The sequence below is a fragment of the Burkholderia sp. 8Y genome (genome assembly GCF_902506145.1).
In the GTDB taxonomy this organism is placed as follows: domain Bacteria; phylum Pseudomonadota; class Gammaproteobacteria; order Burkholderiales; family Burkholderiaceae; genus Caballeronia.
Window position 1 is genome coordinate 1,570,623 of the sequence record NZ_LR733520.1, and the last position, 26,860, is coordinate 1,597,482.

Here is a 26,860-nt window from a genome sequence, read left to right on the forward strand (position 1 = left end):
TTTACCTATGTTCGCGGCGCGTTCCGAATTTTTCGGGACCCGTTTCGCGATTCCGTCACGTCGGCGCGCAGCCGCGCGCCTTCGCAAAAGTCCTTGCCGATCAAATGCCTGCGCGCGCCGGCGTCACGCGCTCTTCCACCGTCCAGCGGCCGTCGCGCTCGATGAGCACGCGGTCGAACGCGAATTCGTCGAGGTCGTGATCGTGGCCCGGCAGCGCCTGAATGACGACTTCTCCGGCATCGCGCAAGGCCGCTACTGCCGCGCGCAGCGGTTCGTCGTGCTTCCACGGCGCGAGGATCGCGCTGCCGCGCGCATCCACGGGCGAGATGCGTGCCACTTCGCGCAGATCGAGCGAGAAGCCGGTTGCGGGACGCGCCCGGCCGTAGGCAAGACCCACGTCGTCGTAGCGGCCGCCGCGCGCCACCGCGTTCGGCACGCCATCGACGTATGCCGAGAACATCACGCCGCTGTGATACGCGTAGCCGCGCAGGTCGGCGAGATCGATCATCAGCTCCGCGCCATTGGCCTGAGCCGCGAGAAACGCGAGATCGTCGAGCGCGCGCGCGATGACCGGCAGATTCGGCAAGCGGGCGCGCGCCGCCTGCAGCACGGACGCGTCGCCGTACAGCGACGGCAACGCGCGCAGCGCCTCGCGCGGCACGTGACCGAGATGCGCCGTCAGTTCGTTCAGGCGCGGCACGTCTTTAGCTGCGAGCGCGTCGTAAAGCGCCTCGCCGAGCGATGCCGCCGCCGGCTCGAGATCCAGGAGCGCCGCCAGCACGCCCGCGTGGCACAGATCGAGCCGCACTTTCGTCAGACCCGCGAGATGCAGCGAATCGAGCATCAGTTGCTGAATTTCGAGATCGGCTTCGAGGCCGGCGTGACCAAAGATTTCCGCGCCGATCTGAATCTGCTCGCGCGTCGCATGCAGGCCGCGCGGACGCGTATGCAGCACGACGCCGGCATAACACAGGCGCGTCACGCCCTGCCGGTTCAGCAAGTGCGCGTCGATGCGCGAGACCTGCGGCGTGATGTCCGCGCGCAGGCCCAGCGTGCGCCCGGAGAGCTGATCGACGAGCTTGAACGTGCGCAGATCGAGGTCACTGCCGCCGCTCGTCAGCAGCGATTCGAGATATTCGAGCATCGGCGGCATGACGAGCTCGTAGCCGTACGAGCGGAAACGGTCGAGCAGGCGGCGGCGCAATTCTTCGATCTTGCGCGCTTCCGACGGCAAGACGTCGGCGATATTCTCGGGAAGGAGCCAGGTGGACATCGATACGTTTCCTGCGGGGCGCGACGCGCGAGCGGCGGCGCATGGGAGGATAAGAACAAAGATAGGCGAAACGAGGCGGCTTCGCGGCTAGGTTGCGATCAGCAGCAGGATCAGCCCCAGCGCCATCGCGATCAACCCGCCGATGCGGATGTGATGCGGCGGCCGCTCGGCGATGCGGCGGAACGTGTCGCGCCAGGCCGTCGGAAAGACGAAGGGAAACATGCCTTCGATGATCAGCATCAACGCAAGAGCGAGCAGTATCGTCTCGACCATTGTCTACGGAGGATGAGCGCCGCGCGACGATCGAGTCGCGCGGCGCGGGTGCGGTCAGCGCCTCGGCGCGGCGGAGGCGGACGTGTCCGCGCCGCCGTTCGGGCTCTTCATGAAGCGGAAGAAATCGCTGCTCGGGTCGACCACGATCACGTCGCCCGGCTTGAACGTCTTCTTGTACGCTTCGAGGCTCTGGTAGAACTGATAGAACTGCGGGTCGCGTCCATAGGCATCGGCGGCGATGGCTGCCGCCTTGCTGTCTCCTTCGCCCTTGATGGACTGCGCCTGGCTGTAGGCGTCGGCGAGAATCTGCTGCTGCTCGCGCTCCGCGTCGGCCTTGATCTTGTCGGCGTCCGCCGTGCCCTTCGCGCGCTCGCTCGCGGCTGCCTGCTGGCGCGCCGCGATCATGCGCTTGTAGACCGAATCCGCCACCGCCGACGGAAAGTCGACGCGCGTCATTTGCAGATCGACCAGTTGCACGCCGAATGCCGACGCCGCGCGTTCCACGGCCTTTTGCGCCTCGGTTTCGAGCGTTTGCTGCTTGCCGAGCGCATCCGTGAGCGTGCGATTCGCGAACGCGCTCGCGAGCGCGGTTCGGCTCAGCGCGGCGAGACGTTCCTGCGCGCTCTGCGTGTTCTTCTCGTTGCTCACGAAAAGCTTCAGCGGATCGGCGACGCGGTATTTGATGACCGTGTTCACGAGCACTTCATTCTTGTCGGACGTGGTGAAGCGGTCCGCTCCGCCTTCGTCGATGGTGAGCGTGCGCGTGTCGATGAGCGTCAGCGTCTGGAATGGCGGCGGCAGCTTGAAGTGCAGGCCCGGGCCATCGAGACGCGGATTGCTGTCGCCATGCGCGGCAACGACGCCCGCATGCCGTTCGTCGACGGTAAAGACCATCGACGAGCCGACGAACAGCACGACCACGACGGCCACGACGAGCGCAATGATTCGATTCATGTTTGGCGCTCCTTACTGCAAGTCGTCTTGACGGCTGCGCGAGCGGAACGCATCGCGCGAGCGCAGCGGATCGCCTGTGCCGCTCGCGGCGTTTGGCGCGCTCGCGCCTGCTGCCGCGCTCGCCGGCGTTGCGGCGGCTGAAGCAGCCGTCGCGCTCGGCGCGCGCACTTCGGCATTCGCGGCAGCGGGCGCACTCGCCGACGCGGTGTCGGCCGTGTTCGCCGTGTTGGTTGCGGCGTCCTTCGCCTGTTGACGGTTCGCTTCGACCAGTTTGTCGAGCGGCAGATACACCACGTTGTTGCCGGCCTTGCTGTCCACGAAGACTTTCGTGGTGCGGGAGTAGATCTGCTGCATCGTGTCCAGGTACATGCGTTGGCGAATGACGGCGGGCGCCTTCGAGTATTCGGCGTAGACCTGCTTGAACCGTTCGGCGTCACCCTGTGCCTGCGTGACTTCGCGATTGCTGTAGGCGGTGGCTTCGTCGACCATCTTCGCCGCGTCGGCCTTCGCGCGCGGCAGCAGCTGATTCGCGTAGGCTTCGGCGGTATCGCGGGCGCGCTCGTTATCCTGCCGCACGCGCGACGCTTCTTCGAACGCGGCCTGCACCTGTGTCGGCACCTGCACGCTCTGCACCGTGACGCCCGTGACCTGCAAGCCGGTGCGGTACGCATCGAGCGAGTGCTGGATGGCCTCGGCAAGCCGCGCCCGCAACGTGTCGCGGTCCTTATACAGCAGGTCGTCCGTCGCCGATGCGCCGGCGATCTCCCGGACCGCGGCCTGCGCAGCTTCGCTCACGCTCTGGTCGGGATCGAGATTGCGGAAGAGGAAGTCGGTCGGCGACTTGATCTGATACTGCACGGCGAAGCGCACGTCGAGGATGTCGGCGTCGTTCGTGAGCAGCGATGCGTCGCGCACGTTGCCCTGCGCGAGCGCGACGCCGCGTCCGATCTCCACCGACCGTATCTGCGAGGTATCGACGATATCGTGCGACTGGAACGGATACGGCAGGCGCCAGTGGATGCCCTGCGGCACCGTCTGCCGATACTGGCCGAACTGCGATACCACGCCGACGTGGCCGTCCTGCACCACGAACACGCCGCTGCCCAGATAAATGGCGATCAACACGCCGATCACGATGCCGAGCCCGATCTTCGTGCCCCGCCCGTTGTCGCGCGGCATGCCGCCGCCCGGCTTGCGGCCGAAGATGCCCGCGATACGGCGGTTGAATTCGCGCCACATCTCGTCGAGGTCGGGCGGGCCTTCTTCCTTGCCGTTGCCGCGCTTGCCGTCCTGCGGACGCTTCGCGTCGTTCTTTACACCATTGCCGTCGCCCCGCCCCCAGCGCGGATCGTTCATCGAAAAGACGGCATGCGTGCGCTGCCGGTTAGTCCGCTCGTTGTAATCGTTCACTCGGTGATTCACCATTAGACAGCCGGTTCGATGCTGCGTCGGTATTGCGGAGCAGTTCAGTGTCCGTGCTCGGGAACCTTGTGGCCGTCACGTTGTTCGGCTGGCCGGTGGTCTTCCGGCTGCGCGTTGGCGTCGTGTGTCCCGTTCGGCCCGGTCTGCGCGGATTGCGTGGCTTCCGGCGCATCCGAGGGTTCCGCCGGCGGTTGTGTTTCGGCGAGCACGCTGGGCAAGCTTTCTTCGGGTTCGCCTTCATCGGCCGCAGCGATTTCGGCGATGGCGGCGCGCAGCGCGTCGAGTCCCTGACCGGTGCGCGCGCTCAAAAAGACGCGCGAAATATTACCATACTCGTCCCTTTCAACCGCCTCGCCGCGGGCCGAGAGTTCGGGGACTGCGTCGATCTTGTTGAAGACGAGAACCTGGCGAATGGACTCTGCGCCGATGCTGCGCAATACCTCGTTCACCTGATCGATCTGATCGAGGCGCACGGGGCTCGACGCATCCACGACATGCAGCAGCAGATCAGCGTGCACGGTTTCTTCCAGCGTCGCGCGAAACGCGGCGACCAGTTGGTGCGGCAGCTCGCGGATAAAGCCGACGGTGTCGGACACGACCACCTGCCCCGCCTCTTCGCCCAGAAACACGCGGCGCGACGTGGTGTCGAGCGTGGCGAACAGCTGGTTGGCCGCATACGCCTGCGCCTTGGTCAGCGCGTTGAAGAGCGTCGATTTGCCGGCGTTCGTGTAACCGACGAGCGACACTGACAGCGTGCGATTGCGCGTGCGCTGCCGCCGCTGCGTGCCGTGCTGGCGGCGCAGTTTGGTGAGACGCGCCTTGAGCGCCTTGATGCGCTCGCCGATCAAGCGGCGGTCGGTTTCGAGCTGCGTTTCGCCGGGACCGCGCAAGCCGATGCCGCCCTTTTGCCGTTCGAGGTGGGTCCACGCGCGAATGAGCCGCGTCGACAGATACTGCAACTGGGCCAGTTCGACCTGCAGTTTGCCTTCGTGGCTGCGGGCGCGTTGCGCGAAAATGTCGAGGATGAGACTCGTGCGATCCACCACGCGGCGGTTCAGCGCCATTTCCAGATTGCGCTGCTGCGCCGGTGCGAGCGCATGATTAAAAATGACGAGTTCGACGTCGTTCGCTTCGCAGGAAAGGCGCAATTCTTCGACCTTTCCGCTGCCGATGAACATCTTGGCGTCCGGACTGGACCTGCGCCCGGTGAGCGTGACGGCGGGATGGGCGCCCGCACTTTCTGCGAGCAGACTGAGTTCTTCGAGACTGGCTTCGAAATCGATTTTGCCGAAGTCTATGCCGACGAGCGCTGCGTTGATCAAATTGATGTATTGGTTTTGAAGCGACCGGCGAGTCGCATTTATTGCGATCTTGCCGCCGGCCGCGACGAGGTTTAGGACGGTTCGGCGTCCGGATGGAAGTTCACCGGACGGGCCGGCACCACCGTGGAAATGGCGTGCTTATAGACCATCTGGGTGACCGTATTTCTGAGCAACACGACGTACTGGTCGAACGATTCGATGTTCCCTTGAAGCTTGATGCCGTTGACCAAGTAAATCGACACCGGCACATGCTCTTTGCGCAGTGCGTTCAAAAACGGGTCTTGTAACAATTGCCCTTTGTTGCTCATAGCAAACTCCGTATTTTTTTGCAGGTTAGAAGTATTGTGGACGAAGAAAAAGAGATCCGCCGACAATCGCTACACTATAGCCGATTTTCGTTTCGGCAAGAGATCGGCCACCCGGCCAACCGGGCCGCAACGCTTGCCTGAAGCGGCTCTCAGTCCTTGTCCGCATAAGGGTTCTTGGTCGAGCGGAACTCTATGCGCAATGGAGTGCCGGCCAGTCCAAAAGTTTCGCGGAAGCGCCCTTCCAGATACCGTTTATAGGTATCGGTGACCGCATCGAGCGCGTTGCCATGCACCACGATGATCGGCGGATTCTGACCGCCCTGGTGCGCATAGCGAAGCTTCGGCCGGACAGGCCCGCGGCGGCGCGGCTGCTGGAACTCGACCGCTTCGATCAGCGCGCGCGTGAGCTTCGGTGTCGGCAGCTTGGCCATCGCAGCGGCGTAGGCGTCGTCGACCGACTTCATCAGCGCGCCGATGCCGGTTTTCTCCAGCGCCGAGACGTAGTGGAATTTAGCAAAGTCCAAAAACTTGAGCTTGCGCGTGAGATCGGCCTTCGTGCGCTCCCGCACATGCGAGTCCAAACCGTCCCACTTGTTCACGCCCACCACGAGCGCGCGTCCCTGTTCGACAACGAAACCCGCGATGTGCGCGTCCTGGTCCGAAATATCCTGCTGCGCGTCGAGCAGCAGGATCACGACGTTGGCGTCCGAGATTGACTGCAGCGTCTTCACGACCGAGAATTTTTCGATGGCCTCGAACACCTTGCCGCGGCGGCGCAGGCCGGCCGTGTCGATCAGCGTGTATTTGCGGCCTTGGCGCTCGAAATCAACATAGATCGAATCGCGCGTGGTGCCCGGCATGTCGAACGCGATCACGCGCTCTTCGCCGATGAGCGTATTCACGAGCGTGGACTTGCCGACGTTCGGTCTCCCGACGATGGCGATCTTCACGCCATGCTGCGCCTTCTCCTCCTCGCTTTCCTCCGGCTGATCGGCGTAGGCGATGTCGAGCGCCTCGTTGATCATCTCGGTCACGCCGTCGCCGTGCGCGGCAGAGATGGCACGCGGATCGCCGAGTCCCAGTTCGTAGAAGTCCGACGCGACCGCCGTGTACTTCATGCCCTCGGCCTTGTTCACGACGAGAAAGAGCGGCCGGCCGGTCTTGCGCAGGTAGTCGGCGATCGACTTGTCCTGCGGCGCGAGCCCGTTGCGCCCATCGACGATAAACACGACGATGTCCGCTTCTTCCACGGCCTGCCGCGTCTGACGCGCCATCTCGTGCAGGATGCCGTCCTTGGCGACCGGCTCGAAGCCGCCCGTGTCCACGACGAGATACGGCCGCTCGCCGCCGACGCGGCCTTCGCCGTAGTGGCGGTCGCGCGTGAGGCCGGGCAGATCGGCGACGAGCGCATCGCGAGAGCGCGTCAGCCGGTTGAAGAGAGTCGATTTCCCCACATTGGGGCGCCCGACAAGGGCAATCACGGGTTTCATCAGATGTTGTTCACGGTTGAACGCAAGGCGAACGCGAAACGTGCGGTGGGAACGTCGGTCCCGCATACGCCGCGCAATGGCTGCGCTTGTCGAAAATTAGCATGGATTCGGCTCGCGCCACGCGAGAGCGCGTGGAGATCGAGCGTCGGCGTCGTGCGCCGTTGTTCTGCCAGTGCCAGGGCTATTCTCGCGCCGCGTCACCGCGCGACGCGCTTTGTTTTGTCACGCCCTGCGTATCAGGCAGTGTTGCCGGGCGCGCACGGTGGACGCGCTCCGCTTCCTGCATGCCGCGCGGACGAACCCGCCAGCGCGGCTTTCTGCGGCGCTTCGCCTCGGGCGAGACAAAGCGCCATGCTGTGACTTACTGCGGACGGAAGCCGTAGAGCCCGCCGTCGTGCGTTAGCACGACGAGCGTATTGCCCGCCAGCACCGGCGCCGCGGTGATCTCGCTGCCGTCGGTCGGCGCGCGGCCCACGAGTTCGCCGTTGTCCGCGCTCAGGAAATGGACGAAGCCTTTGTAATCGCCCACGACAACCGCGCGGCCGAGGATGAACGGCACGCTGACCTGGCGATTCTTGAGCTTGTCGTTCTTCCAGACGGACGTGCCGTCGGCGGCGCGGAAGGCATTCACGACCGACCAGTCGTCGCCCGCCGCGACGATCTGCTCGTCTTGCGCCAAGCCGCTGTCGCTCGAGAAATTCTTTTCCCATACCGGACGGCCCGAATTCGCGTCGAAGCAGCCGATCTTGCCTTGGAACGTGACCGCGCAGGTCTGCGCGCCGACGAGGCCGGGCGCGCCCGTCACGTCGTTGATGCGCTCGACTTCCGTCACGCCCTTCGGATACGACACCGGCGCTTGCCAGTAGGCATCGCCCGTTTGCAGGTTGATCGCAGCGAAGTTGCCGCCCGGGAAGCCCGCGAGCACCGCCTGGTTGCCAGCGAACGTCATGCCGGCGGCCACGCGAAGGTTCAGCGGCACGGCGCGCAACTGGAAGGTCCATTTCTGTTCGCCCGTCTGCGCATTGAACGCGACGACCTTGCCATCGATCGTGCGTACGATCACGAGATCGTTGCCGACGAGCGGCGGCGAAATGATTTCGCCCGGCGCGGTGGCCGTCCACAATTGCTTGCCGTCGGGTCCGAGCACGTAGACCGCGCCCTTCAGCCCGCCGACCGCGGTCAGATTGCCGTCGCTGCCGACGCCCGCCGACAGGTCGTCCTTCAGCTTCGTGCGCCAGACATCCTGGCCGGTCTTGGCATCGATCTTCGCGACCGTGCCATTTTCGCCCGCCGCGTACACGGCGTCGCCCACGGCGACAGGCGAGAACAGATAGCGGCCGGCCTTGCCGACGCTGGCCTTCCACGCCTGGTTGACGTTGAGCACCGGCTTGAACTCGACGAGCGGTGTCGGCACGCGGCGCTCGTCCTTCGTCGACGAACAGGCGGCCAGAAGCACGGTCAGCGCGCAGGCGAACGGCACGGCGTAGCGTTTCAATTGAATCATCGGTGGACGCAGCATGAATGGGTGAATTCGGTTGACCGGCGCGGCCGCGGATCGCTTGCGGGCGACGCGCGGCACGGCGGCTTGATTGGCGAAACGGCTTCGGCGCTAACGGCGCGCCGAACGTCGAGAGCGATGCGGATCAGCCGCCGAGCGCATCGAGCTTGAACTGGACCAGTTGCCGCGCGGATGTGTCGTTCGCCGGCAGTGTCTCGAGCGCCGTCTTGTAGGCGGTGCGCGCATCGTCGCGCTTGCCTTGGGCGGCGAGCAGATCGCCACGGCGGTCGGCGATCACGCCCTTGAACGCATCGAGCGGCGCGTCGGCGAGCAGCTTCAGGCCGGCGTCGTAGTTCTTCTCGTCGGAGAGCACGAGGGCGAGGCGCAGCTTGGCGATCTGCTTGTACTCGTCGTCCTTCGCGTGATCGACGGCCCACTGCAACTGCGCTTTCGCGCCCGCCGTATCGCCTGCCATGTACAGCGACTTCGCGGCCGCCAGCGCGGACATCTCGGCATACGCGGTGCGGCCGAACTTGTCTTCCATGTCCGATGCGACCCGCGCGACGAGCTTTTGATCGTTGCCGTTGACCGCCTGTTGAAGCTGGTCGTACAGCACGGATGCCTCGGCAGCCTGACGGCGCTGCCAGTAATTCCAGCCGTTGAAAGCGGCCGCGACGACGAGCGCCACGAGCACGATCCACGTCGTGGCGTTACCCCATTTGGCCCACCAGGCCTTGACACTTTCCAGCGATTCTTGTTCGTCGTGGTAACTCATCGTCCAGCTATTCCTTCCTGCGTTTCATTGCTCTTCGTTCGCGTGTCGCGATGGCGGAACGGGTTTGCACGTGCTTGTACTCGATCGGCGCCCGATGCGCACGGCATTCACGCCATTCGATGCCTATCTATTAGGCATCCTCGTCGGCGGCGGTTGCAACCATCGCATTGATTAGGTATTCGGTCAAGTCTTCCGCCGGAACGTTGACCTGCTCGTTCTTTTGCGCATCGGACGTTTCGTTGCCCGAGCGGCGCAGCGGCTTCACGCCGATCAGCCCCTGCGCGAGTTCGTCCTCACCGAGAACGACGGCGAACGCCGCGCCGCTCGCATCCGCCTTCTTCATCTGCGACTTGAAGCTCGCCGACGCGCCATCGGGGCTGCAATGCAGAATGACGTCGAGCCCCGTGTCGCGCAGACGCTCGGCAACGATGAACGCCTGCTGCGCCGCCTGCTCGCCCTGATGCACGACGTAGACGTCGGTGCCCTCGGCTTCCGGCACCAGATTCTCTTCCTTCAGCAGTTCGAGAATGCGCTCGACGCCCATCGCCCAGCCGCACGCGGCGGTCGGCTTGCCGCCGAGTTGCTCGATGAGCGGATCGTAGCGCCCGCCGCCGGCCACCGTGCCCTGCGCGCCGAGCTTGTCGGTCACCCATTCGAACACAGTGAGATTGTAGTAATCCAGTCCGCGCACGAGACGCGGATTGATCGTGAACGGAATGTTGTTCGCCTTCAGCAGCCGCTGCACGCCTTCGAAGTGCCGGCGCGATTCTTCGCCGAGAAAATCGACGAGCTTCGGCGCGTTCTGCGCGATCTCCTGCATCGCCGGGTTTTTCGTGTCGAGCACGCGCAGCGGGTTCGTGTAGAGACGGCGCTTCGCTTCCTCGTCGAGGGCATCGACGTGCTGTTCCAAATACGCGATCAGCTTTTCGCGATGCGCCGCGCGCTCGTCTGCCTGACCGAGCGAGTTCAGTTCGAGGCGAATGCCCGTCAGCCCGAGGTCGTCCCACAGGCGCTGACACATCATGATGATTTCGGCGTCCGTGTCCGGACCCGCGAAACCGAGCGCCTCGACGCCCACCTGATGAAACTGGCGATAGCGCCCGCGCTGCGGACGCTCATGGCGGAACATCGGCCCGATGTACCACAGGCGCTTCGGGCCGTCGTACAGCAGGTTGTGCTCGATCGTCGCGCGCACGACGGCCGCCGTGTTCTCGGGGCGCATCGTGAGATGCTCGCCGTTCAGCGCGTCGGTGAAGCTGTACATTTCCTTCTCGACGATATCGGTCACTTCGCCGATGCCGCGCGTGAAAAGCTGCGTGTGCTCGACGATCGGCGTGCGGATATTCTGATAGCCGTATGCGCGCAGCATCGACTTCACGGTGGTTTCGAAGAAGTCCCACAACGCGGCATCCTGCGGGAGGATGTCGTTCATGCCCTTCACGCCCGTCAGCTTCGCGAGCCGTTTCTTCTGTTCAGTCATCTGTGTTTAGTTGGATGCCGCGGACGTTTCGACGCGCTTGCCGTAAGTGCGTTCGACATAGTCGCTAACGATTTGCTGGAATTCCTCGGCGATACGCTCGCCGCGCAGCGTCTTCACCTTCGCGCCGTCGATGAACACCGGCGCGGCGGGGTTTTCGCCCGAACCCGGCAGGCTGATGCCGATGTTCGCGTGCTTCGACTCGCCCGGCCCGTTGACGATGCAGCCCATGACGGCGACGTGCATCTTCTCGACGCCGGGATACTGGTCGCGCCAGAGCGGCATCGAACTGCGCAGATACGTCTGGATCTGCGAGGCCAGTTCCTGAAACAGCGTGCTCGTCGTGCGGCCGCAGCCGGGGCACGCAATGACCATCGGCGTGAACGAGCGCAAGCCCATGGTCTGCAGAATCTCTTGTCCGACGACGACTTCGCCCGTGCGCGCGCCGCCCGGCTCGGGAGTGAGCGAAATGCGAATGGTGTCGCCGATGCCTTCCTGCAGCAGCACCGACAGCGCCGCCGTGGACGCGACGATGCCCTTCGAGCCCATGCCCGCCTCGGTCAGGCCGAGGTGCAGCGCGAAGCTGCAGCGTTTAGCCAGCTCACGATAAACCGCGATGAGGTCCTGCACGCCGCTCACCTTGCACGACAGGATGATCTTGTCGCGACCGAGCCCCAGTTCCACGGCGCGCTCCGCCGAGCCGATCGCCGACTGGATCAGCGCCTCGTACATCACGCTTTGCAATTCCCAGGGCGTCGTGCGCGCGGCGTTTTCGTCCATCATGCGCGCGAGCAGGTCCTGATCGAGGCTGCCCCAGTTCACGCCGATACGCACCGGTTTGTCGTATTGGATAGCCGCTTCGATCATCTGCGCGAACTGCGTGTCGCGCTTGGCGCCCTGCCCGACGTTGCCTGGGTTGATCCGATATTTCGACAGCGCCTCGGCGCACGCGGGATGATCGCGCAGCAGCAAGTGGCCGTTGTAATGGAAATCGCCGACGAGCGGCACGCTCACGCCCATGCGGTCGAGCTGCTCGCGGATATGCGGCACGGCCGCCGCCGCTTCCGGCGTGTTCACCGTGATACGCACGAGTTCGGACCCGGCTTGGGCGAGTTCCTTGATCTGGATCGCGGTGCCGATGGCGTCGGCGGTGTCGGTATTGGTCATCGACTGGACGCGAACGGGCGCGTCGCCGCCGATGGTCACGAGCTGGCCGCCCCAGCGCACGTCCACCGCATGCGACGAACGACGCGGCAACGGACCGCCGAAAACCGGTTCGGCCGAACAGATCTTGCTGCTGATCAGGGATTGAGCTTCGGATTGCATCGAAAAACCCTTTGGCAACCGGTGCGCTGCCAGGCAGCGGAAGTTGCTTGAATGGAACCTCGAACGAGCGTCACGGCAAAGACCGTGACGCTCCTGACTTGTCCGCGCGCTGAACCGCCGGGCTCAACGGGCCCGCGTCGCTGTTTTACGGCAACGATTAAGGCAGCGAGAAGCGCGCGACGTTTCCGCGGGCGGACGAATACTTCTTGGCATCGACGGGCTCGTCGTCAACCGTCAGCGATTCGACGCCTCTCGCGTTTCCGACGGTCACCTTGAACGGCGCCTCGCCTTGAACGCGCTGCGTGCTGCCCGCATGCACCAGTCGGGAGAACACTTCCTTGCCGTCCTTGCCGCGCACGCTGAACCAGCTATCTTCCTTCGTCTTCAGCTCGATAGCGTTCGTGCCCTTGCCGGTGCTTGCGACTGTTCCGGCCGTTCCGACCGTCGCAGCCGAAGCCGCAGCGGTCGCGACCGCCGCCGATGCCGCCTTTGGCGCCGGTGCGACCGCTGCCGGCACGCTTGCGGCCTGCACCGCCGTGATCGTCGACGACGACGCCGGCAGCGCGTTGGTGCCGAGCGGACGCGGCATCGGCTGTTCGCCGGACGCGGCCGCCACTTCGGGCAGCGACGCTTCGCCAGTGTTCGCGGCGGCGGCCTCGTCGGGCGTCGCAACTTGCGAGGCGGCGGGCTTGTCACCCGACGTCGAAGCGAGCCCCGCGCCCGTGCTCGACTTGAGCCGGGCGAGCCACGCCGACGAATCGCCGCCGGTATGCCACATGACCAGCGCCGCCAGCACGGCGACGATCGCCGCAACGCCCCACAACCACGAACGCTTGCGCCCCGATGAATTGCCGAGCGGCACGGAAACGCGGCCGCGCGGCAAACCCGCGCCGGACGACGCCGGCACCTTCAGATTGTGCTCAACCGGTACGCCGTCACGACGGAACGCCTGCGTGAACGGCGCCGGATCCGCGCCCAGCACTTTCGCATAGCTGCGGACAATGCCTGCGGCGAACGTCCGGTCGGGCAACTGGCTGATGTCGCCCTCTTCGAGCGCGGCGAGCTTCTGCGGCGACACCTTGAGCCGGGCGGAAACATCGTCGATCGACCATCCTTTTGCATGCCGGAGCTGCGCGAGACGCGCGCCGACTGCCTGCAACGAGTCCAGCGTCTCCGGCTGGCTCTCGCGCGATGCCGCCCCTCCGACCCGCGTCCGGGCATCATGCTGATCGCCGGACATTTCGTCGGTATGACTGCCGAAAGGCGTCGGGTGTTGCGGCTCACTCATCCCAAATTCCTCGCATCGATTCTTTTATATTGCGCTGCTGCGCCGTCAGGTTCAAAAAGCACTGAACGATACAACCCCGGCGCCGTTGCAGACCGCTTTATAACAAAATGTTCGCCTTCGCGCGGCGCTCGCTTCATGGTCGCTGCCGTCTCGCCATGCCGACGCGTCGAGCGCAGCCGCCAATCCGTCAGACCGCCCGCACCTCGATCACCTTGCTTCCCGCGCGGCCCGTGCGCTCGGCGAGCCGCGTGCGATCCTGCACCGCGCCCGCGAGCTGGCCGCACGCGGCGTCGATGTCGTCGCCGCGCGTCTTGCGCACGGTCGTCACGACGCCCGCGTCGATCAACACCTGCGCGAACCGCTTGATCTGCTCGTTCTTCGAGCGCGTGAGGCCGGATTCCGGAAACGGATTGAACGGAATGAGGTTGAACTTGCACGGCACGTCGCGCGTGAGCGCCAGCAGTTCGCGCGCGTGAGCCTCGCTGTCGTTCACCCCGTCCAGCATGCAGTATTCGAACGTGATGAAGTCGCGCGGCGCGACCTTCAGATACCGCTGGCATGCCGCCATCAGCTCGCGCAACGGATACTTCTTGTTGAGCGGCACCAGCATGTCGCGCAGCGGATCGTTCGGCGCGTGCAGCGACACCGCGAGCGCGACCGGCAGATCGGCCGCGAGCCGGTCCATCATCGGCACGACGCCGGACGTGGACAGCGTGACGCGGCGGCGCGACAGGCCATAGGCGTTGTCGTCGAGCATCAGGCGCATGGCCGGCACGACGGCGTCGTAATTCAGCATCGGTTCGCCCATGCCCATCATCACGACGTTCGTGACGACGCGCTCACCCTTGCCGGGCCCGCCGACCTCGCGGCCGAGCGACTTGCGCAGCGCAAACTCGGCCATGCGCAACTGGCCGATGATTTCGCCGGTCGTCAGATTGCGGGAAAAGCCTTGTTTGCCGGTGGAGCAGAACCGGCAGTTGACCGCGCATCCCGCCTGCGACGACACGCAGAGCGTGCCGCGCGTCTCTTCGGGGATGAACACGGTTTCGACCGCGTTGCCGTTGCCGACGTCGATCAGCCACTTGCGAGTGCCGTCGGCGGAAACGTGGTCGCTCATGATCGCGGGCATCGCCAGCGTGGCGCGGCCCTTGAGTTTTTCGCGCAGCGATTTCGCGAGATCCGTCATGCCGTCAAAGTCGTCGGCGCCGAACTGATGGATCCAGCGTTGCAATTGCTTGGCGCGAAACGGCTTTTCGCCGAGACTGCCGCAGTATGCGACCAGCCCGGCGGCGTCGAGATCGAGAAGATTGACGGTGCTGCTGCTCGTCATGTCGAGTTCTGCCATTTCCAGATTGCGAAGCCCGGATGCTTGCCCGGGACCGTTCGCGCCAAATTCCTGCTTATTAACAGCTATTCTTGCAGCTATTTGCGTTGAGGCGCGATGACCGCGCCGTCGAACCGGCGCGGCGACCAACACAGAATTAACGCGAGTAGACGTTCACTTCGGGGAAGAAGAACGCCACTTCCTGACGTGCCGTTTCGGCAGCGTCCGAACCGTGGACGGCGTTCGCGTCGATGCTGTCGGCGAAGTCGGCGCGGATGGTGCCCTTGTCAGCCTTCTTCGGGTCGGTGGCGCCCATCAGGTCGCGGTTCTTGGCGATTGCGTTCTCGCCTTCGAGCACCTGAATCATGACCGGACCCGACACCATGAACTCCACCAGGTCCTTGAAGAACGGACGCGCGGCGTGCACCGCGTAGAACTTCTCCGCGTCGGCGCGCGACAGATGAACCATGCGCGACGCGATGATCTTCAGACCAGCGTTCTCGAAACGGCTGTAGATCTGGCCGATAACGTTCTTTGCCACTGCGTCCGGCTTGATAATCGACAGGGTGCGCTCGATCGCCATGAAAAACTCCAAAAAATGAACAGTTTACGGATTAAAACGAATCGACAATTGTAGCACGAAGCAGGGTATGATTGCGATTGAAACCTTACGGTGGCGTAAGGATCAAAGCGTGCGTGGCCTGTCTGCGAACGCAGCGCGAAATAAGCGGGGCAAGCATTGAATTCTGCGCGCGCCGCAGCCATATTGGAGCCAAACGCGGTATCTCGACGAATGCAGGTCATGCACCGTCAGATACTAATAATCGCTTAAGACAGCGACGTTAGGATTTCCGTGTAAACAGAATGTCGCGGTAAAACTGAACGACGGACAATTGGAGCAAGGAGAAACCATGAACGAATCACCCTACGGCTTCGGCCGCACTGGCGCCGTCACCTCTGCTGAGGTGCGCAACAAGGTGCTGCGCAATACTTACTGGCTGCTGGCGCTCTCCATGGTGCCGACCGTGCTCGGCGCGTACGTCGGCGTTGTGACCGGCTTCTCGCTGTTCGCGGCCACGAGCCCGGCCATGAGCTTCATCGCGTTCCTCGCCATCGCGTTCGGCTTCATGTTCGCGATCGAGAAGACGAAGAACAGCGGCATGGGCGTGGTCGTCCTGCTCGGCTTCACGTTCTTCATGGGTCTGATGCTCTCGCGTCTCTTGAGCTTCATTCTCGGCTTCTCGAACGGGCCGCAACTCATCATGATGGCCTTTGGCGGCACGGGCGTGATCTTCGCGGCCATGGCGACCATCGCGACGGTCAGCAAGCGCGATTTCTCGGGGCTCGGCAAGTTCCTGTTCATGGGCGTGATCGTCATCCTGCTCGCCGCGTTCGCGAACATGTTCCTGCAACTGCCGGCGCTGATGATGACGATTTCGGTGCTCGCCATCGTGATCTTCTCCGCCTACATGCTGTTCGACGTGCAGCGCGTGGTGAACGGCGGCGAGACGAATTACATCAGCGCGACGCTCGCCATCTATCTCGACCTGTACAACGTCTTCACGAACCTGCTGGCGCTGCTCGGCATTTTCGGCGGCAATCGCAACTGATCGCGCATCGCTTTGCTGAAACAAAAAACCGGCCTTCGGGCCTAATGCCGTTCAGTTAAGGTCTCTTTTGAGGACTCGAACGGTGTAGCGAAACGGTCGCGATTTGACGGCTCGAGCGCAACTGCGCCCGGGCCGTTTTCTATTGGGAAGCTGTTTGAGCCGCTCACGCAGGCGCTTGAGCAGCGCGGGGAGTTTGCCGTACGAGCGCGTCACGGCTGCCCATGTCATTTCGTACTGAATGGTGTGGAATGCGCGGATGAAGCTCAGTTCATCGGGGGCGTGCCCGGCCGCGAGTGCGGCCTTTGACATCTCCAGACGTATCAGGTTATACGCGATCAGCGCGCCCCAGAACTCCTGATAGACGCCTTCCNTGATTCGACCAGAAGGCGCAGATCATCAACCAGCATGGCGATGCAAGTTAACACCGCCGCGCCCCGTTTACAACTACTTTGCGCCGAAAAGAAAAATGCCGTTCAGTCGCTTAACTGAACGGCATTACGGCCGGAGCCGGGTTTTCTTTGCCTGCTGAAAAGGTGCGACGGTTAATCGCGCTCGAACAGCGCGATCGATTCGACGTGCGACGTATGCGGAAACATGTTCACGACGCCCGCGCCCTTCATCCGGTAGCCCGCCTCGCGCACGAGCAGGCCGGCATCGCGTGCGAGCGTCGCCGGATTGCACGATACGTACACGATGCGTTTCGGCAAGACCGCATCGTCGCCGCTTTGCGCGATGTCCGCGAGCGCCTTCGACACCGCGAGCGCGCCCTCGCGCGGCGGATCGATCAGGAATTTGTCGAAGCGGCCGAGCGCCCGGATGTCGTCGGCGGTGACTTCGAACAGATTGCGGCACGCAAAAGACGTATGGCCATCGACGCCGTTCGCCTTCGCGTTTTCGAGCGCGCGCGCCGTCAGCGCCTCGCTGCCTTCGATGCCCACCACTTCGCGCGACACCCGGGCAAGCGGCAGCGTGAAATTGCCGATGCCGCAGAAGAGATCGAGCACGCGATCGGTGCGGTCCGCCGCGAGCAGGCTCAACGCGCGCGACACCAGCACACGGTTGATCTGATGATTGACCTGGGTAAAATCCGTCGGCTTGAACGGCATCCGGATATGAAACTCCGGCAGCGTATAAGCCAGTTCGCGGTCGAGCGGATAGAACGGATAGACCGTGTCCGGGCCTTTCGGCTGTAGCCAGAACTGCACGCCGTGTTCGTCGGCGAAGGCGCGCAGCAAGGTTTCGTCGGCTTCGGTCAGCGGCTCCAGAATGCGCAGAACGAGCGCCGTCACGTCCGACCCGACCGCCAGTTCGATTTGCGGCATGCGATCGCGGATCGACAGCCCAGCCACCAGATGACGCAGCGGCACGAGCATCGCCGAAACGTGCGGCGGCAGCACTTCGCAACTCGTCATGTCGGCGACGAAGCTGCTCTTGCGCTCGTGGAAGCCGACCAGCACGCCGCCTTTCTTTTCCACGTGACGCACCGTCAGCCGCGCCCGGTAACGGTAGCCCCACGACGGGCCGTGGATCGGCCGGAACATCGTTTCAGCGCGCAGTTTCGCCAGATGCTGAAGATTGTCTTCTAGCACGCGCTGCTTGACCGCGATCTGCGCGCGCACATCGAGATGCTGCATCGAGCAGCCGCCGCACGTGCCGAAGAACTGGCACTTCGGCCGCGTGCGGATTGCCGCTTCGCGCAACACCTTAACGACTTGCGCCTGCTCGAAGCTCGGCTTCTTGCGATAGCTCGAATAGCTCACGCGTTCGCCCGGCAGCGCGCCTTCCACGAAGATGACCTTGCCCGGCTCGCCGTCCTCGTTCACCGTGCGGCCGACGCCGCGCGCTTCCATGTCGAGCGCGTCGATTTCGATTTCAGGCGCGACGAACGACGGATCGGGCGCGACGGACTTCGCGGGCGCCGCGCGGCGGCGATGAGGATTTTTTCGAGCGGCTTCAGACACCTGCGTACTTCCTGACTGACGTGATGGCAAAGGCGAGATTGTAGACGAAGCGTTACGAACTCATCGTCCGAACGCGGCGAGATACTCGGCCCAGTGCGGCGACGCTTCCTGCGCGAGCGCGTTCTTGACGAAGTTGATCTCGTCGCTGTATTCGTCCGCCGAGAAGCCGCCGCGCATCAACTGAAAGCGGCAATACATCAGATACGTATTAACGACATCCGTCTCGCAATAGTTGCGGATTTCGTCGAGCTGACCGTCGCAGAAGGCGTCCCACACCTTGCCGCCGTCCATGCCGAGCTTGCCGGGAAAGCCGCACAGCTTCGCGAGCGCGTCGAGCGGCGCGTTGGCGCGCGCCTGATACATCGCGAGGACGTCCATCAGGTCGATATGCCGCATGTGATAGCGGCTGATGTAGTTGTTGAACTTGAACTCGCGGTCGTCCTGGCCGAGATCCCAGTACCGCGGCGCGGCGATGCCGTGTACGAGCGCGCGGTAATGCAGCACCGGCAGATCGAAGCCGCCGCCGTTCCACGACACCAGTTGCGGCGTGTATTTCTCGATCACGCGATAAAACGACTGGATCAGCGCCGCCTCGCCGTCGCCCGCTGCGCCGAGCGAGCGCACGCGAAAGCCGTTATTGTCGCGAAAGACGCAAGAAATGGCCGCGACGCGCTGCAAATGATGCGGCAGGAAGTCGTTGCCGACGCGCTCGCGGCGAGCCTGGAACGCGTAGTCGGCGACTTCGCGATCGGAAAGATCGGAGGGCAAATCTTCGAGACGGCGAATGCCGTCCACATCGGGGATCGTCTCGATGTCGAATACGAGAATCGGTGTCATTGAATCCTGCGAATGCGGCAAATGCGACGCCCTCGCGGGCGCCATGAAAGCATCAGAGCACGGCGTCCTTGCGAACGCCGTTGGACGCGAAGAAACGCTTGAGCCTGACAAGCGCCTCCTGCTGAATCTGGCGCACACGCTCGCGCGTGAGGCCCATTTCGTCGGCAAGCTCTTCGAGCGTGGCGGGCTCGATGTGATTGAGTCCGAAACGCCGTTCGATCACATGCCGGTGCTTGTCCGACAGGCGCGAGAGCCACAGCCGCGTCAAGGTTTCGAGCTCGCGGTGCTGCACCTCGGCGTCCGGCGACTGGCTTTGATCGTCGGAAAGCAGATCGAGCAGGCTGCTGCCCGGATCGAGGTCGAGCGGCGCGTCGAGCGACGCGGTGTGTTCGTTCAACGCGAGAATGTCGGTGACTTCCTCCGCCGTCTTGCCGGTCAGATACGCGATATCGTCGATGCTGGCGTCGCGGCGTTCGGGCGCCACGGGATCGTTCGCGTTGGCGGAATTTTTTTCGAGATGGCGCTTCGCGCGCAGCACCTGATTGAGCTCGCGGATCACGTGAACCGGCAGCCGCACCGTGCGCGCCTGATTCATGATCGCGCGCTCGATGCTCTGGCGAATCCACCAGGTCGCGTAGGTCGAAAAGCGGAAACCGCGCGTCGGATCGAATTTCTCGATGGCGTGCATGAGGCCCAGGTTGCCTTCTTCGATCAGATCGAGCAGCGGCACGCCGCGATTCAGATATCCCTTCGCGATACTGACGACCAGCCGCAGATTGCGCTCGATCATCACCTGCCGCGCTTCGAATTCGCCCGCCTTCGCGAGACGCGAATACCGCTGCTCCTCCTCGACGGTGAGCAGCGGCTTCACGCTGATGCGATTCAGGTAATGCTGAATAGTGTCAGCCGTGAGTTCGGCCTGCAGGAGCGAGCGAAAGTCGTCGGCGTCGGGAGGGGAATCGTTTGCGCCGTCGGCGGTTTCAGCGCCTTCTTCGGCGCGCTTGCCGCGGCCCGCGCCGTCTTCGTCGGAATCGACATCGACCTCGATGTTCTCGGCATCGTCGTCGCGGGTGGAAGCGCCCTCTTCCGCCGACACTTGCAAAGGTCGGCTGATCGTCTCAGTCTCGGCTTGCGGCAGGCGGCGCTTCGTTTTCGGCATGATGGCTCCGCTTTTATTGCGGCGGCAAATACTTCAGTGGGTCAACAGGTTTTCCCTGCCGGCGAACTTCGAAATGCAACATCACACGGTCCGAATCGCTGTTCCCCATCTCAGCGATCTTCTGCCCTTTAGTCACCGCGTCTCCCTCTTTTACCATCAAAGCGCGGTTATGTGCATACGCTGTGAGAAAAGTCGCGTCGTGCTTGATGATAATGAGATTGCCGTAGCCGCGCAGCCCATTTCCGGAATAAACCACCCGTCCGTCCGCCGAAGCGTTGACCGGATCGCCCGCTGCACCGCCGATATTCAAACCCTTGTTCTTCGCGTCGTCGAACGTGCCGAGAATCGGGCCGCGCGCCGGCCAGATGAACGCCGGCTGCCCTGCCGTCGCGCTGTTGTCGACGCCTGCCGCGACACCCGGCGCGGCGCCTGCCGCTGCGCCGGGCGTAGTTCCCATGCCGGAATTCGGACCGTAGTACGGAGGCTGCGCAGCGCCTGTCGCCGCGCCCGGCTGCTGCGCGCCGCCGTTGAGCGGCTGCGCTTCGATTGCGCCGCCCGCGATCGGCGCCGTCGACACGCCCGGCGTCGCGGCGGCGACATTGGCTCCCGGCGGCGCGACGCGCACCAGCTGACCGACCTCGATCTGATTCGGGTTGGTCAGATTGTTCCAGGCGGCGATATCGTGATAATTCTGACCGTTTTCGAGTGCGATCCGATATAGGGTGTCGCCCGGCTTCACGCGGTAGTAGCCCGGCGGCGGCGGACCGTTGGACGCGGCGGCCTGGGCCGCATCCGTGCTGATGGGCGCGCCGGTTCTGTCCACCACCGGCGCCATGTCCATGCGCGTCGAACAGGCCGCCAGCACGGTTAGCGCAACGACGCACACGCTGCGCTGCGCCGCCGTCAGGCGAACGTTCGCACTCCCTTCTCGCCAAGCACGCAAGATACTCATCGGTGTCAAATCACTCCGGATTTTAAAGGTACAAAGAAAACGCGATCCAGCTGCGACTCGCGCCACTGCGTCGCCGAAATGCGAGTGACGAGCGTCAGCACCTGCGACTGCGCAGCCTGCGATCCGACCGGCGCGACAAGCCTGCCGCCGATCGCCAGTTGATCGAGCAAGGCTTGCGGCACGTCGAGTCCCGCGCACGCGATGACGATCGCATCGAAAGGCGCGGCCGCGGGCAGGCCGAGACGGCCATCGCCATAGTGCAGCCGGATGTTCGGCACGCGCAGCGGCCGAAGATTGAGCTTCGCGCGCTCGGAAAGCGGACGCACCCGCTCGATCGAATAAACCTCGGTTGCGACCTGCGACAGCACCGCCGCCTGATAGCCGCAGCCGGTCCCGATCTCCAGCACCTTGTCGAGCGTGCGCCCGGCCGCGACCAGTTCGATCATGCGCGCAACTACTGACGGCTTCGAGATGGTCTGATGATGACCGATCGGCAGCGCCGCGTCTTCATAGGCCTGCGCGGCGAGCCCGGGATCGACGAACATGTGACGCGGCACCACCGACATGGCGTTCAGCACGCGGGGATCCGTGATGCCGTTCGCGCGCAGCCGTTCGACCATGCGCTCCCGCACGCGTTCGGATGTCAGCGTCTGCGTACTCGTCAACGCGACGTTCGGCGCGCCCTTCTTCGTGGCGGCGTTGGTGTGTGCGTATGAATGCGAGTCGCGCTCGGCGGGACGTTGCGCGGTCCGCAACGCGCTCGTGCGCGGATGCGGCGCCTGCGCCGGACTGCGGGTCGCGGCGGAAACCGGTTTTTCGCTCCCCGGCTTGGACGCAAACGCAGGCGCCGCCTTCTGCGCACCGCCCGCGGAACGCAACCCGCCCGGCGCGGCGGTGGGCTTCACGCGCGACGCGTCGGCGCGGCCGGCGGGCTTGCGCGGCTCGCGTACCAGATCCGCGAGCGCCAGCGGAAAACGCTTGGCGCGCTCGTCCGTCATGAGCGGCGGCTCCCGGCGGCGGCCCATTCGCGCGTCTCGGCCATGAGCTTCGTGTGCGTCAGGTCCAGTTGCAGCGGCGTGATAGAGACATAGCCGTTCGCCACGGCGTGAAAATCGGTGCCTTCGCTCGCATCGAGCGCATCGCCCGACGGCCCGATCCAGTAGATCGGATTGCCGCGCGGGTCGGTCTGGCGGATGACCGGCTGCGAAGGATGCCGCTTGCCGAGGCGCGTCACGCGCCATTCGCCGAGCTGGTCATACGGCAGGCTTGGAATATTGACGTTCAGCAACGGATGACCGGGCATCGGATGATCGAGAAAATGCGCGACGATTTCGGCCGCCACGCGCGCCGCATCTTCCAGATGAAGCCAGTCGCGGCCCACGAGCGAAAACGCGATGGCCGGAATGCCGAACATGAAGCCTTCGGTGGCGGCCGCCACCGTGCCCGAATAGAGCGTGTCCTCGCCGACGTTCTGGCCGTTGTTGATACCCGACACCACGAGGTCCGGCTGCTCGTCCAGCATGCCGGTGAGCGCGATATGCACGGAATCGGTCGGCGTGCCGTTCACGAAATTGAAACCGTTCGCCGCGCGATGAATGCTCAACGGCCGCGACAGGGTGAGCGAGTTCGACGAGCCGCTGCAGTTCTGCTCCGGCGCCATCACGGTCACGTCGCCGAGCGGCTGCAAGGCGTCGTGCAGCACGTTGATGCCGCGCGCCAGATAGCCGTCGTCGTTGCTGAGTAGGATTCGCATCTGACGATTGTAACCGAGGAAAGATGACGCGCGAACGCACGCACAGGCTCCTCCGGACCGCCACGGTGCCCTAAACTGACCGCCTCATCGACAAGGAGACGACATGCGCGCCGTTCGCTGCACACAACACGGATTACCCGACACGCTCACCATCGAGACGCTGCCTGATCTGCATCCGAAAGCGGGCGAGATCATCATCGACGTGAAGGCGGCGAGCGTCAATTTCCCCGATGTGCTCATCATCCAGAACAAGTATCAGTTCAAGCCGCCGCTGCCCTTCACGCCCGGCGCGGAACTCGCGGGCGTGGTGCGCGAAGTCGGCGCGGGCGTGACGCGCTTCACGCCCGGCATGCGCGTGGCCGCGTACACCGCGCATGGCGCGTTCGCCGAACAGGCGCGTGCGGGCGAAACGGCGTGCATCGCGCTGCCCGATGACGTCGATCTCGCCGATGCCGCCGCGTTCACGCTCGCCTACGGCACGTCGTATCACGCGCTCGTCGATCGCGGCGCGCTGACCGCCGGCGACACGCTGCTCGTGCTCGGCGCGGCGGGCGGCGTCGGGCTGGCTGCGATTCAGATCGGCAAGATCGTCGGCGCGCGGGTGATCGCGGCGGCATCGAGCACGGAGAAGCTCGCGTTCTGCCGCGAACACGGCGCGGACGACGTCATCGACTACACGAAGGAAGACCTGCGCGAGCGCATCAAGGCGCTGACCGGCGGCAACGGTCCGGATGTCATATTTGATCCTGTGGGCGGCGCGTATGCGGAACCGGCCTTTCGCAGCATCGCCTGGCGCGGGCGGTATCTCGTCGTCGGCTTCGCGAACGGCGAGATTCCGAAGCTGCCGCTCAATCTCACGCTCTTGAAGGGCGCGAGCATCGTCGGCGTGTTCTGGGGCGATCACATGCGCCGCGAACACGCGCTCGCGGACCGTGAATTCGCGACGATGGTCGAGTGGATCGAAGCGGGCAAGCTGCGTCCGGTCGTCACCCGGCGTTATACGCTCGATCAGACGCCGCAAGCCCTCGACGACATGATGAACCGCCGCGTGACGGGCAAGGTCGTGATCGAGCCGTAGAGCGCAGCCGGCTCAGAGCTTCTCGGTATCGCCGCTTTTCGGCTGCCACTTCATCAGCCGCCGCTCGACGAGCGCGACCAGCCCGTCGAGCACCAGCGCGAACGCGGTCAGCACGAGAATGCCAGCGAACACGGTGTTGATGTCGAAGGTGCCTTCGGCCTGCAAGATCAGATAGCCGACGCCGCGCGCCGAGCCGAGATACTCGCCCACCACGGAGCCGACGAACGCAAGCCCGACCGACGTGTGCAGGCTCGAAAACACCCAGCTCGTCGCGCTCGGCAGATACACGTAACGCAGCAGCTGCTTGCGGTTCGCGCCGAGCATGCGCGCGTTCGCGAGCACGACGGGGCTCACTTCCTTCACGCCCTGATAGACGTTGAAGAACACGATGAAGAAGACGAGCGTCACGCCGAGCGCGACCTTCGACCAGATGCCGAGCCCGAACCAGACCGCGAAGATCGGCGCGAGAATCACGCGCGGCATTGAGTTGGCGGCTTTGATGTAGGGATCGAGCAGCGCGCTCGTCGTCGGCGCGAGCGCAAGCCAGAGCCCCACCGCCAGTCCCGACACCGTGCCGATGACGAACGCGAGCACCGTCTCGATTAGCGTCACCCAGAGATGGATATAAATCTCGCCCCCGCTGAACCACTCCCAGATCCGGACGAGCACCTTCTGCGGCTCGCCGAAGAAGAACGCGGCCTTGTTGGCGTCGTCGAAATAGAAAGGCGGCAAAAGCGTCGGGCTCGTGAGCACGTACCACACGATGAAGCACGCGAGCAGCAGCAACCATTGCCACAGCGCGAGATTGGCCCGATTCGGGCGGAGCTTCTTCCACATATTCGATTTTTATTCCGCGACGGCGGGCTTCAGTTGTTGCTGATAGCCCTTGAGCACTTCCTCGCGCAACACGCCCCAGATCTGCGCGTGCAATTCGACGAAGCGGGGATGCGAGCGGATCTCGGCGACATCGCGCGGACGCGGCAGGTCGATCGAGAACTCGCCGATCGGATGCGTGCCGGGCCCCGCCGACAACACGACGACGCGATCGGACATCGAAATGGCTTCGTCCAGATCGTGCGTGATGAAGAGCACGGCCTTGCGCTTGGCGGCCCAGAGGTCGAGCAACTCGTTTTCCATCAACTGCCGCGTCTGGATGTCGAGCGCGGAGAACGGCTCGTCCATCAGGATGATGTCGGGGTCGAGAATCAGGGTTTGCGCCATCGCGACGCGCTTGCGCATGCCGCCCGACAGTTGATGCGGATACCGGTCGCCGAAACCGGACAGGCCCACGCGTTTGAGCCACGCTTCGCCGCGCGAGCGCGCTTCGTCCTTCGGCACGCCGTCGAATGCGAGGCCCGCGGTCACGTTGTCGAGCGCCGAGCGCCAGGGCATCAGCGCGTCGGCCTGAAACATGTAGCCCGCGCGGCGGTTGATGCCCTTGAGCGGTTCGCCAAAGACGCTCACCGTCCCCGACGACGGCTGCAACAGACCCGCCGATATGTTCAGCAGCGTGGACTTGCCGCATCCGGTCGGGCCGACGACGGACACGAATTCGCCGGGCGCAATGGAAAGCGTGGTATCGCGAACGGCGGTGTAACGGTCCTTGCGATCCTCGCGCGACGCGAACGTGCAGGTGACGTCCTGCAGCGCGAGCGCGGGTTGGTCGGGCGTCGCCATCGGCTACGCCTTGACCGAGGCGAGCGCCTTCTTCACGAAGTCGTTCGTCCAGGTCTTCGACAGATCGATCGGCTTGCCCTTCACGGTTTCGTCGAATGCCTGCAACGTCTTCAGCGACGTCGCCGGGCCGTCTTCCGGCATCAGACCGTCGGGCGACATGGCTTCCTTCACGTGCTGCCACGAATCCAGATACAGCGCGCGGTCGCCGAGCAGATAGCCTTCCGGCACCGTCGCGATCAGTTCCTTGCCCGACGCCGTTTGCAGCCACTTGAGCGCGCGCACCATCGCGTTGGTGAGCGCCTGCGTCGTGTTCGGATTCTTGCTGATGAAACTCTGCGACGCGTACAGACACCCTGCGGGCATGTTGCCGCCGAACACCGTGCGCGTATCCGCGAGCGTGCGCGTGTCCGAAACGATGCGTATCTCGCCCGCGCGCTCGAGCTTGGTCATGACGGGATCGAGATTGGCCATGGCGTCGATCTGGCCGGACTGCAGCGCGGCAATCGCGCCCGCTCCGGCACCCACGCCGATGAACGACACGTCGGTTGCCTTGAGCCCCGCCTTCGCGAGCACGAAGCTCGCCATGATCGACGTCGACGAGCCCGGCGCCGTGACGCCGATCTTCTTGCCCTTCAGGTCCGCGACGGACTTGTAGTTCGGCATCGCCTTCTTCGATACGGCGAGCACGATCTGGGGCGCGCGACCTTGCAGCACGAATTCGCGGAAATACTGGTTCTTGGCTTGCAGTAGCAGCGTGTGCTCGAACGCGCCCGACACCACATCCGCGCTGCCGCCGACCGCCGCCTGCAACGCCTTCGCGCCGCCGGCGAAATCGGCGATTTCGATGTCGAGCCCTTCGTCCTTGAAGTAGTTGCGGCGCTCCGCGATGGTGAGCGGCAGATAGTAGAAAAGGTTCTTGCCGCCAACGGCGATCGAAACTTTGGTCTGCTCCGGCTTGCCTTGTGCGAATGCGAGCGGCATGCCCGACACTGCGCTACCCGCGAGCACCGCGCCGCTCGCGATGAACGTCCTGCGTTTCATCGTTGTTGTCTCCTGTCGACCGGATGGGGCGCTTCTGCGCACGCTCCGGCTGCTTGTCTTTT

General features: G+C 64.2%; 25 protein-coding genes and 1 pseudogene. 2 read left to right on the plus strand and 24 right to left on the minus strand.

Annotation, left to right across the window (positions count from 1 at the left end):
• Positions 1-100 precede the first annotated feature (100 nt).
• From GV035_RS17855 to ndk, 14 genes are all read right to left on the minus strand, one after another.
• The gene (locus tag GV035_RS17855; protein WP_159836335.1) at positions 101-1,273 is read right to left on the minus strand and encodes an ATP phosphoribosyltransferase regulatory subunit; all 1,173 of its coding nucleotides are present in this window, start codon (positions 1,271-1,273) and stop codon (positions 101-103) included.
• 87 nt (positions 1,274-1,360) lie between these two features.
• On the minus strand, positions 1,361-1,546 hold the full coding sequence (locus GV035_RS17860; protein WP_159836336.1) for a DUF2065 domain-containing protein: 186 nt from the start codon (positions 1,544-1,546) through the stop codon (positions 1,361-1,363).
• Between the two features lie 54 nt (positions 1,547-1,600).
• A complete protein-coding gene (gene hflC / locus GV035_RS17865; protein WP_159836337.1) occupies positions 1,601-2,500 on the minus strand; it encodes a protease modulator HflC in 900 nt (299 codons plus the stop codon).
• A gap of 12 nt (positions 2,501-2,512) precedes the next feature.
• Positions 2,513-3,910 carry an FtsH protease activity modulator HflK gene (gene hflK / locus GV035_RS17870; RefSeq protein WP_159836338.1) on the minus strand — a complete coding sequence of 466 codons (1,398 nt, stop codon included), beginning with the start codon at positions 3,908-3,910 and terminating at the stop codon, positions 2,513-2,515.
• Positions 3,911-3,966: 56 nt separating this feature from the next.
• Entirely contained in the window at positions 3,967-5,244 is a 1,278-nt protein-coding gene (hflX, locus tag GV035_RS17875) for a GTPase HflX (protein ID WP_159836339.1), read from the minus strand.
• Positions 5,245-5,315: 71 nt separating this feature from the next.
• The gene (gene hfq, locus GV035_RS17880; protein WP_008349383.1) at positions 5,316-5,552 is read right to left on the minus strand and encodes an RNA chaperone Hfq; all 237 of its coding nucleotides are present in this window, start codon (positions 5,550-5,552) and stop codon (positions 5,316-5,318) included.
• Between the two features lie 149 nt (positions 5,553-5,701).
• Positions 5,702-7,042: a ribosome biogenesis GTPase Der gene (gene der / locus GV035_RS17885; RefSeq protein WP_159836340.1), complete on the minus strand. Its 1,341-nt coding sequence runs from the start codon at positions 7,040-7,042 to the stop codon at positions 5,702-5,704.
• A 361-nt stretch (positions 7,043-7,403) separates the two neighbouring features.
• Positions 7,404-8,546: an outer membrane protein assembly factor BamB gene (bamB, locus tag GV035_RS17890; RefSeq protein WP_159838035.1), complete on the minus strand. Its 1,143-nt coding sequence runs from the start codon at positions 8,544-8,546 to the stop codon at positions 7,404-7,406.
• A gap of 139 nt (positions 8,547-8,685) precedes the next feature.
• Positions 8,686-9,315, minus strand: coding sequence for a tetratricopeptide repeat protein (locus GV035_RS17895; protein WP_159836341.1), 630 nt, complete (start codon positions 9,313-9,315; stop codon positions 8,686-8,688).
• A gap of 130 nt (positions 9,316-9,445) precedes the next feature.
• Complete coding sequence (hisS, locus tag GV035_RS17900) at positions 9,446-10,795, minus strand: histidine--tRNA ligase (RefSeq protein WP_159836342.1); 1,350 nt, start codon at positions 10,793-10,795, stop codon at positions 9,446-9,448.
• Positions 10,796-10,801: 6 nt separating this feature from the next.
• Positions 10,802-12,118, minus strand: a complete 1,317-nt coding sequence (gene ispG, locus GV035_RS17905) for a flavodoxin-dependent (E)-4-hydroxy-3-methylbut-2-enyl-diphosphate synthase (RefSeq protein WP_159836343.1) — start codon at positions 12,116-12,118, stop codon at positions 10,802-10,804.
• 157 nt (positions 12,119-12,275) lie between these two features.
• Positions 12,276-13,406: a helix-turn-helix domain-containing protein gene (locus GV035_RS17910; protein WP_159836344.1), complete on the minus strand. Its 1,131-nt coding sequence runs from the start codon at positions 13,404-13,406 to the stop codon at positions 12,276-12,278.
• A gap of 187 nt (positions 13,407-13,593) precedes the next feature.
• On the minus strand, positions 13,594-14,736 hold the full coding sequence (gene rlmN, locus GV035_RS17915; protein WP_159838037.1) for a 23S rRNA (adenine(2503)-C(2))-methyltransferase RlmN: 1,143 nt from the start codon (positions 14,734-14,736) through the stop codon (positions 13,594-13,596).
• Between the two features lie 151 nt (positions 14,737-14,887).
• Positions 14,888-15,313 (minus strand): nucleoside-diphosphate kinase, encoded by a 426-nt coding sequence (gene ndk, locus GV035_RS17920; RefSeq protein ID WP_159836345.1) that lies wholly within the window; start codon positions 15,311-15,313, stop codon positions 14,888-14,890.
• A gap of 328 nt (positions 15,314-15,641) precedes the next feature.
• Here ndk and GV035_RS17925 point away from each other — a divergent pair, with 328 nt between their 5' ends.
• A complete protein-coding gene (locus GV035_RS17925) occupies positions 15,642-16,340 on the plus strand; it encodes a Bax inhibitor-1/YccA family protein (RefSeq protein WP_159836346.1) in 699 nt (232 codons plus the stop codon).
• Positions 16,341-16,391: 51 nt separating this feature from the next.
• Here GV035_RS17925 and GV035_RS29505 read toward each other — a convergent pair.
• The 7 genes and pseudogenes from GV035_RS29505 to surE form a co-directional block, all read right to left on the minus strand.
• Positions 16,392-16,710 (minus strand): annotated as a pseudogene (locus GV035_RS29505) (IS4 family transposase); the annotation flags it as partial.
• Positions 16,711-16,882: 172 nt separating this feature from the next.
• A complete protein-coding gene (gene rlmD, locus GV035_RS17930) occupies positions 16,883-18,190 on the minus strand; it encodes a 23S rRNA (uracil(1939)-C(5))-methyltransferase RlmD (protein WP_236572745.1) in 1,308 nt (435 codons plus the stop codon).
• Between the two features lie 171 nt (positions 18,191-18,361).
• Positions 18,362-19,138, minus strand: coding sequence for a 3'-5' exonuclease (locus GV035_RS17935; protein ID WP_159836348.1), 777 nt, complete (start codon positions 19,136-19,138; stop codon positions 18,362-18,364).
• A 52-nt stretch (positions 19,139-19,190) separates the two neighbouring features.
• Complete coding sequence (gene rpoS / locus GV035_RS17940; protein ID WP_159836349.1) at positions 19,191-20,297, minus strand: RNA polymerase sigma factor RpoS; 1,107 nt, start codon at positions 20,295-20,297, stop codon at positions 19,191-19,193.
• 13 nt (positions 20,298-20,310) lie between these two features.
• Positions 20,311-21,249, minus strand: coding sequence for a peptidoglycan DD-metalloendopeptidase family protein (locus GV035_RS17945; RefSeq protein WP_159836350.1), 939 nt, complete (start codon positions 21,247-21,249; stop codon positions 20,311-20,313).
• Between the two features lie 5 nt (positions 21,250-21,254).
• A complete protein-coding gene (locus tag GV035_RS17950) occupies positions 21,255-22,247 on the minus strand; it encodes a protein-L-isoaspartate(D-aspartate) O-methyltransferase (protein WP_159836351.1) in 993 nt (330 codons plus the stop codon).
• A complete protein-coding gene (gene surE, locus GV035_RS17955) occupies positions 22,244-23,002 on the minus strand; it encodes a 5'/3'-nucleotidase SurE (RefSeq protein ID WP_159836352.1) in 759 nt (252 codons plus the stop codon). The genes GV035_RS17950 and surE overlap by 4 nt, the downstream gene beginning before the upstream one ends.
• A gap of 103 nt (positions 23,003-23,105) precedes the next feature.
• Here surE and GV035_RS17960 point away from each other — a divergent pair, with 103 nt between their 5' ends.
• Entirely contained in the window at positions 23,106-24,080 is a 975-nt protein-coding gene (locus GV035_RS17960; RefSeq protein ID WP_159836353.1) for an NADPH:quinone oxidoreductase family protein, read from the plus strand.
• Between the two features lie 12 nt (positions 24,081-24,092).
• Here the strand turns inward: GV035_RS17960 and GV035_RS17965 are convergent, their stop codons facing one another.
• Genes GV035_RS17965 through GV035_RS17975 form a run of 3 tightly spaced genes read right to left on the minus strand, consistent with a single transcriptional unit; the run spans position 24,093 to position 26,798 of the window.
• Positions 24,093-24,917 carry an ABC transporter permease gene (locus GV035_RS17965; protein ID WP_159836354.1) on the minus strand — a complete coding sequence of 275 codons (825 nt, stop codon included), beginning with the start codon at positions 24,915-24,917 and terminating at the stop codon, positions 24,093-24,095.
• A 9-nt stretch (positions 24,918-24,926) separates the two neighbouring features.
• Positions 24,927-25,757 (minus strand): ABC transporter ATP-binding protein, encoded by an 831-nt coding sequence (locus GV035_RS17970; protein WP_159836355.1) that lies wholly within the window; start codon positions 25,755-25,757, stop codon positions 24,927-24,929.
• A 3-nt stretch (positions 25,758-25,760) separates the two neighbouring features.
• Positions 25,761-26,798: an ABC transporter substrate-binding protein gene (locus tag GV035_RS17975; RefSeq protein WP_159836356.1), complete on the minus strand. Its 1,038-nt coding sequence runs from the start codon at positions 26,796-26,798 to the stop codon at positions 25,761-25,763.
• Between the last annotated feature and the right edge of the window lie 62 nt (positions 26,799-26,860).

What these genes read in the sequence shown, in the direction of transcription:
- hfq (WP_008349383.1), bottom strand. Translation starts at nt 5,552, where the DNA reads ATGAGCAACAAAGGGCAATTGTTACAAGACCCGTTTTTGAACGCACTG.
- ndk (WP_159836345.1), bottom strand. Translation starts at nt 15,313, where the DNA reads ATGGCGATCGAGCGCACCCTGTCGATTATCAAGCCGGACGCAGTGGCA.
- rlmN (WP_159838037.1), bottom strand. Translation starts at nt 14,736, where the DNA reads ATGACGAGCAGCAGCACCGTCAATCTTCTCGATCTCGACGCCGCCGGG.
- bamB (WP_159838035.1), bottom strand. Translation starts at nt 8,546, where the DNA reads ATGATTCAATTGAAACGCTACGCCGTGCCGTTCGCCTGCGCGCTGACC.
- rpoS (WP_159836349.1), bottom strand. Translation starts at nt 20,297, where the DNA reads ATGCCGAAAACGAAGCGCCGCCTGCCGCAAGCCGAGACTGAGACGATC.
- hisS (WP_159836342.1), bottom strand. Translation starts at nt 10,795, where the DNA reads ATGACTGAACAGAAGAAACGGCTCGCGAAGCTGACGGGCGTGAAGGGC.
- surE (WP_159836352.1), bottom strand. Translation starts at nt 23,002, where the DNA reads ATGCGAATCCTACTCAGCAACGACGACGGCTATCTGGCGCGCGGCATC.
- GV035_RS17960 (WP_159836353.1), top strand. Translation starts at nt 23,106, where the DNA reads ATGCGCGCCGTTCGCTGCACACAACACGGATTACCCGACACGCTCACC.
- GV035_RS17970 (WP_159836355.1), bottom strand. Translation starts at nt 25,757, where the DNA reads ATGGCGACGCCCGACCAACCCGCGCTCGCGCTGCAGGACGTCACCTGC.
- GV035_RS17925 (WP_159836346.1), top strand. Translation starts at nt 15,642, where the DNA reads ATGAACGAATCACCCTACGGCTTCGGCCGCACTGGCGCCGTCACCTCT.
- GV035_RS17895 (WP_159836341.1), bottom strand. Translation starts at nt 9,315, where the DNA reads ATGAGTTACCACGACGAACAAGAATCGCTGGAAAGTGTCAAGGCCTGG.
- der (WP_159836340.1), bottom strand. Translation starts at nt 7,042, where the DNA reads ATGAAACCCGTGATTGCCCTTGTCGGGCGCCCCAATGTGGGGAAATCG.
- rlmD (WP_236572745.1), bottom strand. Translation starts at nt 18,190, where the DNA reads ATGGAAGCGCGCGGCGTCGGCCGCACGGTGAACGAGGACGGCGAGCCG.
- GV035_RS17965 (WP_159836354.1), bottom strand. Translation starts at nt 24,917, where the DNA reads ATGTGGAAGAAGCTCCGCCCGAATCGGGCCAATCTCGCGCTGTGGCAA.
- GV035_RS17975 (WP_159836356.1), bottom strand. Translation starts at nt 26,798, where the DNA reads ATGAAACGCAGGACGTTCATCGCGAGCGGCGCGGTGCTCGCGGGTAGC.
- GV035_RS17950 (WP_159836351.1), bottom strand. Translation starts at nt 22,247, where the DNA reads ATGACGGACGAGCGCGCCAAGCGTTTTCCGCTGGCGCTCGCGGATCTG.
- GV035_RS17935 (WP_159836348.1), bottom strand. Translation starts at nt 19,138, where the DNA reads ATGACACCGATTCTCGTATTCGACATCGAGACGATCCCCGATGTGGAC.
- ispG (WP_159836343.1), bottom strand. Translation starts at nt 12,118, where the DNA reads ATGCAATCCGAAGCTCAATCCCTGATCAGCAGCAAGATCTGTTCGGCC.
- GV035_RS17945 (WP_159836350.1), bottom strand. Translation starts at nt 21,249, where the DNA reads ATGAGTATCTTGCGTGCTTGGCGAGAAGGGAGTGCGAACGTTCGCCTG.
- GV035_RS17910 (WP_159836344.1), bottom strand. Translation starts at nt 13,406, where the DNA reads ATGAGTGAGCCGCAACACCCGACGCCTTTCGGCAGTCATACCGACGAA.
- GV035_RS17855 (WP_159836335.1), bottom strand. Translation starts at nt 1,273, where the DNA reads ATGTCCACCTGGCTCCTTCCCGAGAATATCGCCGACGTCTTGCCGTCG.
- hflC (WP_159836337.1), bottom strand. Translation starts at nt 2,500, where the DNA reads ATGAATCGAATCATTGCGCTCGTCGTGGCCGTCGTGGTCGTGCTGTTC.
- GV035_RS17860 (WP_159836336.1), bottom strand. Translation starts at nt 1,546, where the DNA reads ATGGTCGAGACGATACTGCTCGCTCTTGCGTTGATGCTGATCATCGAA.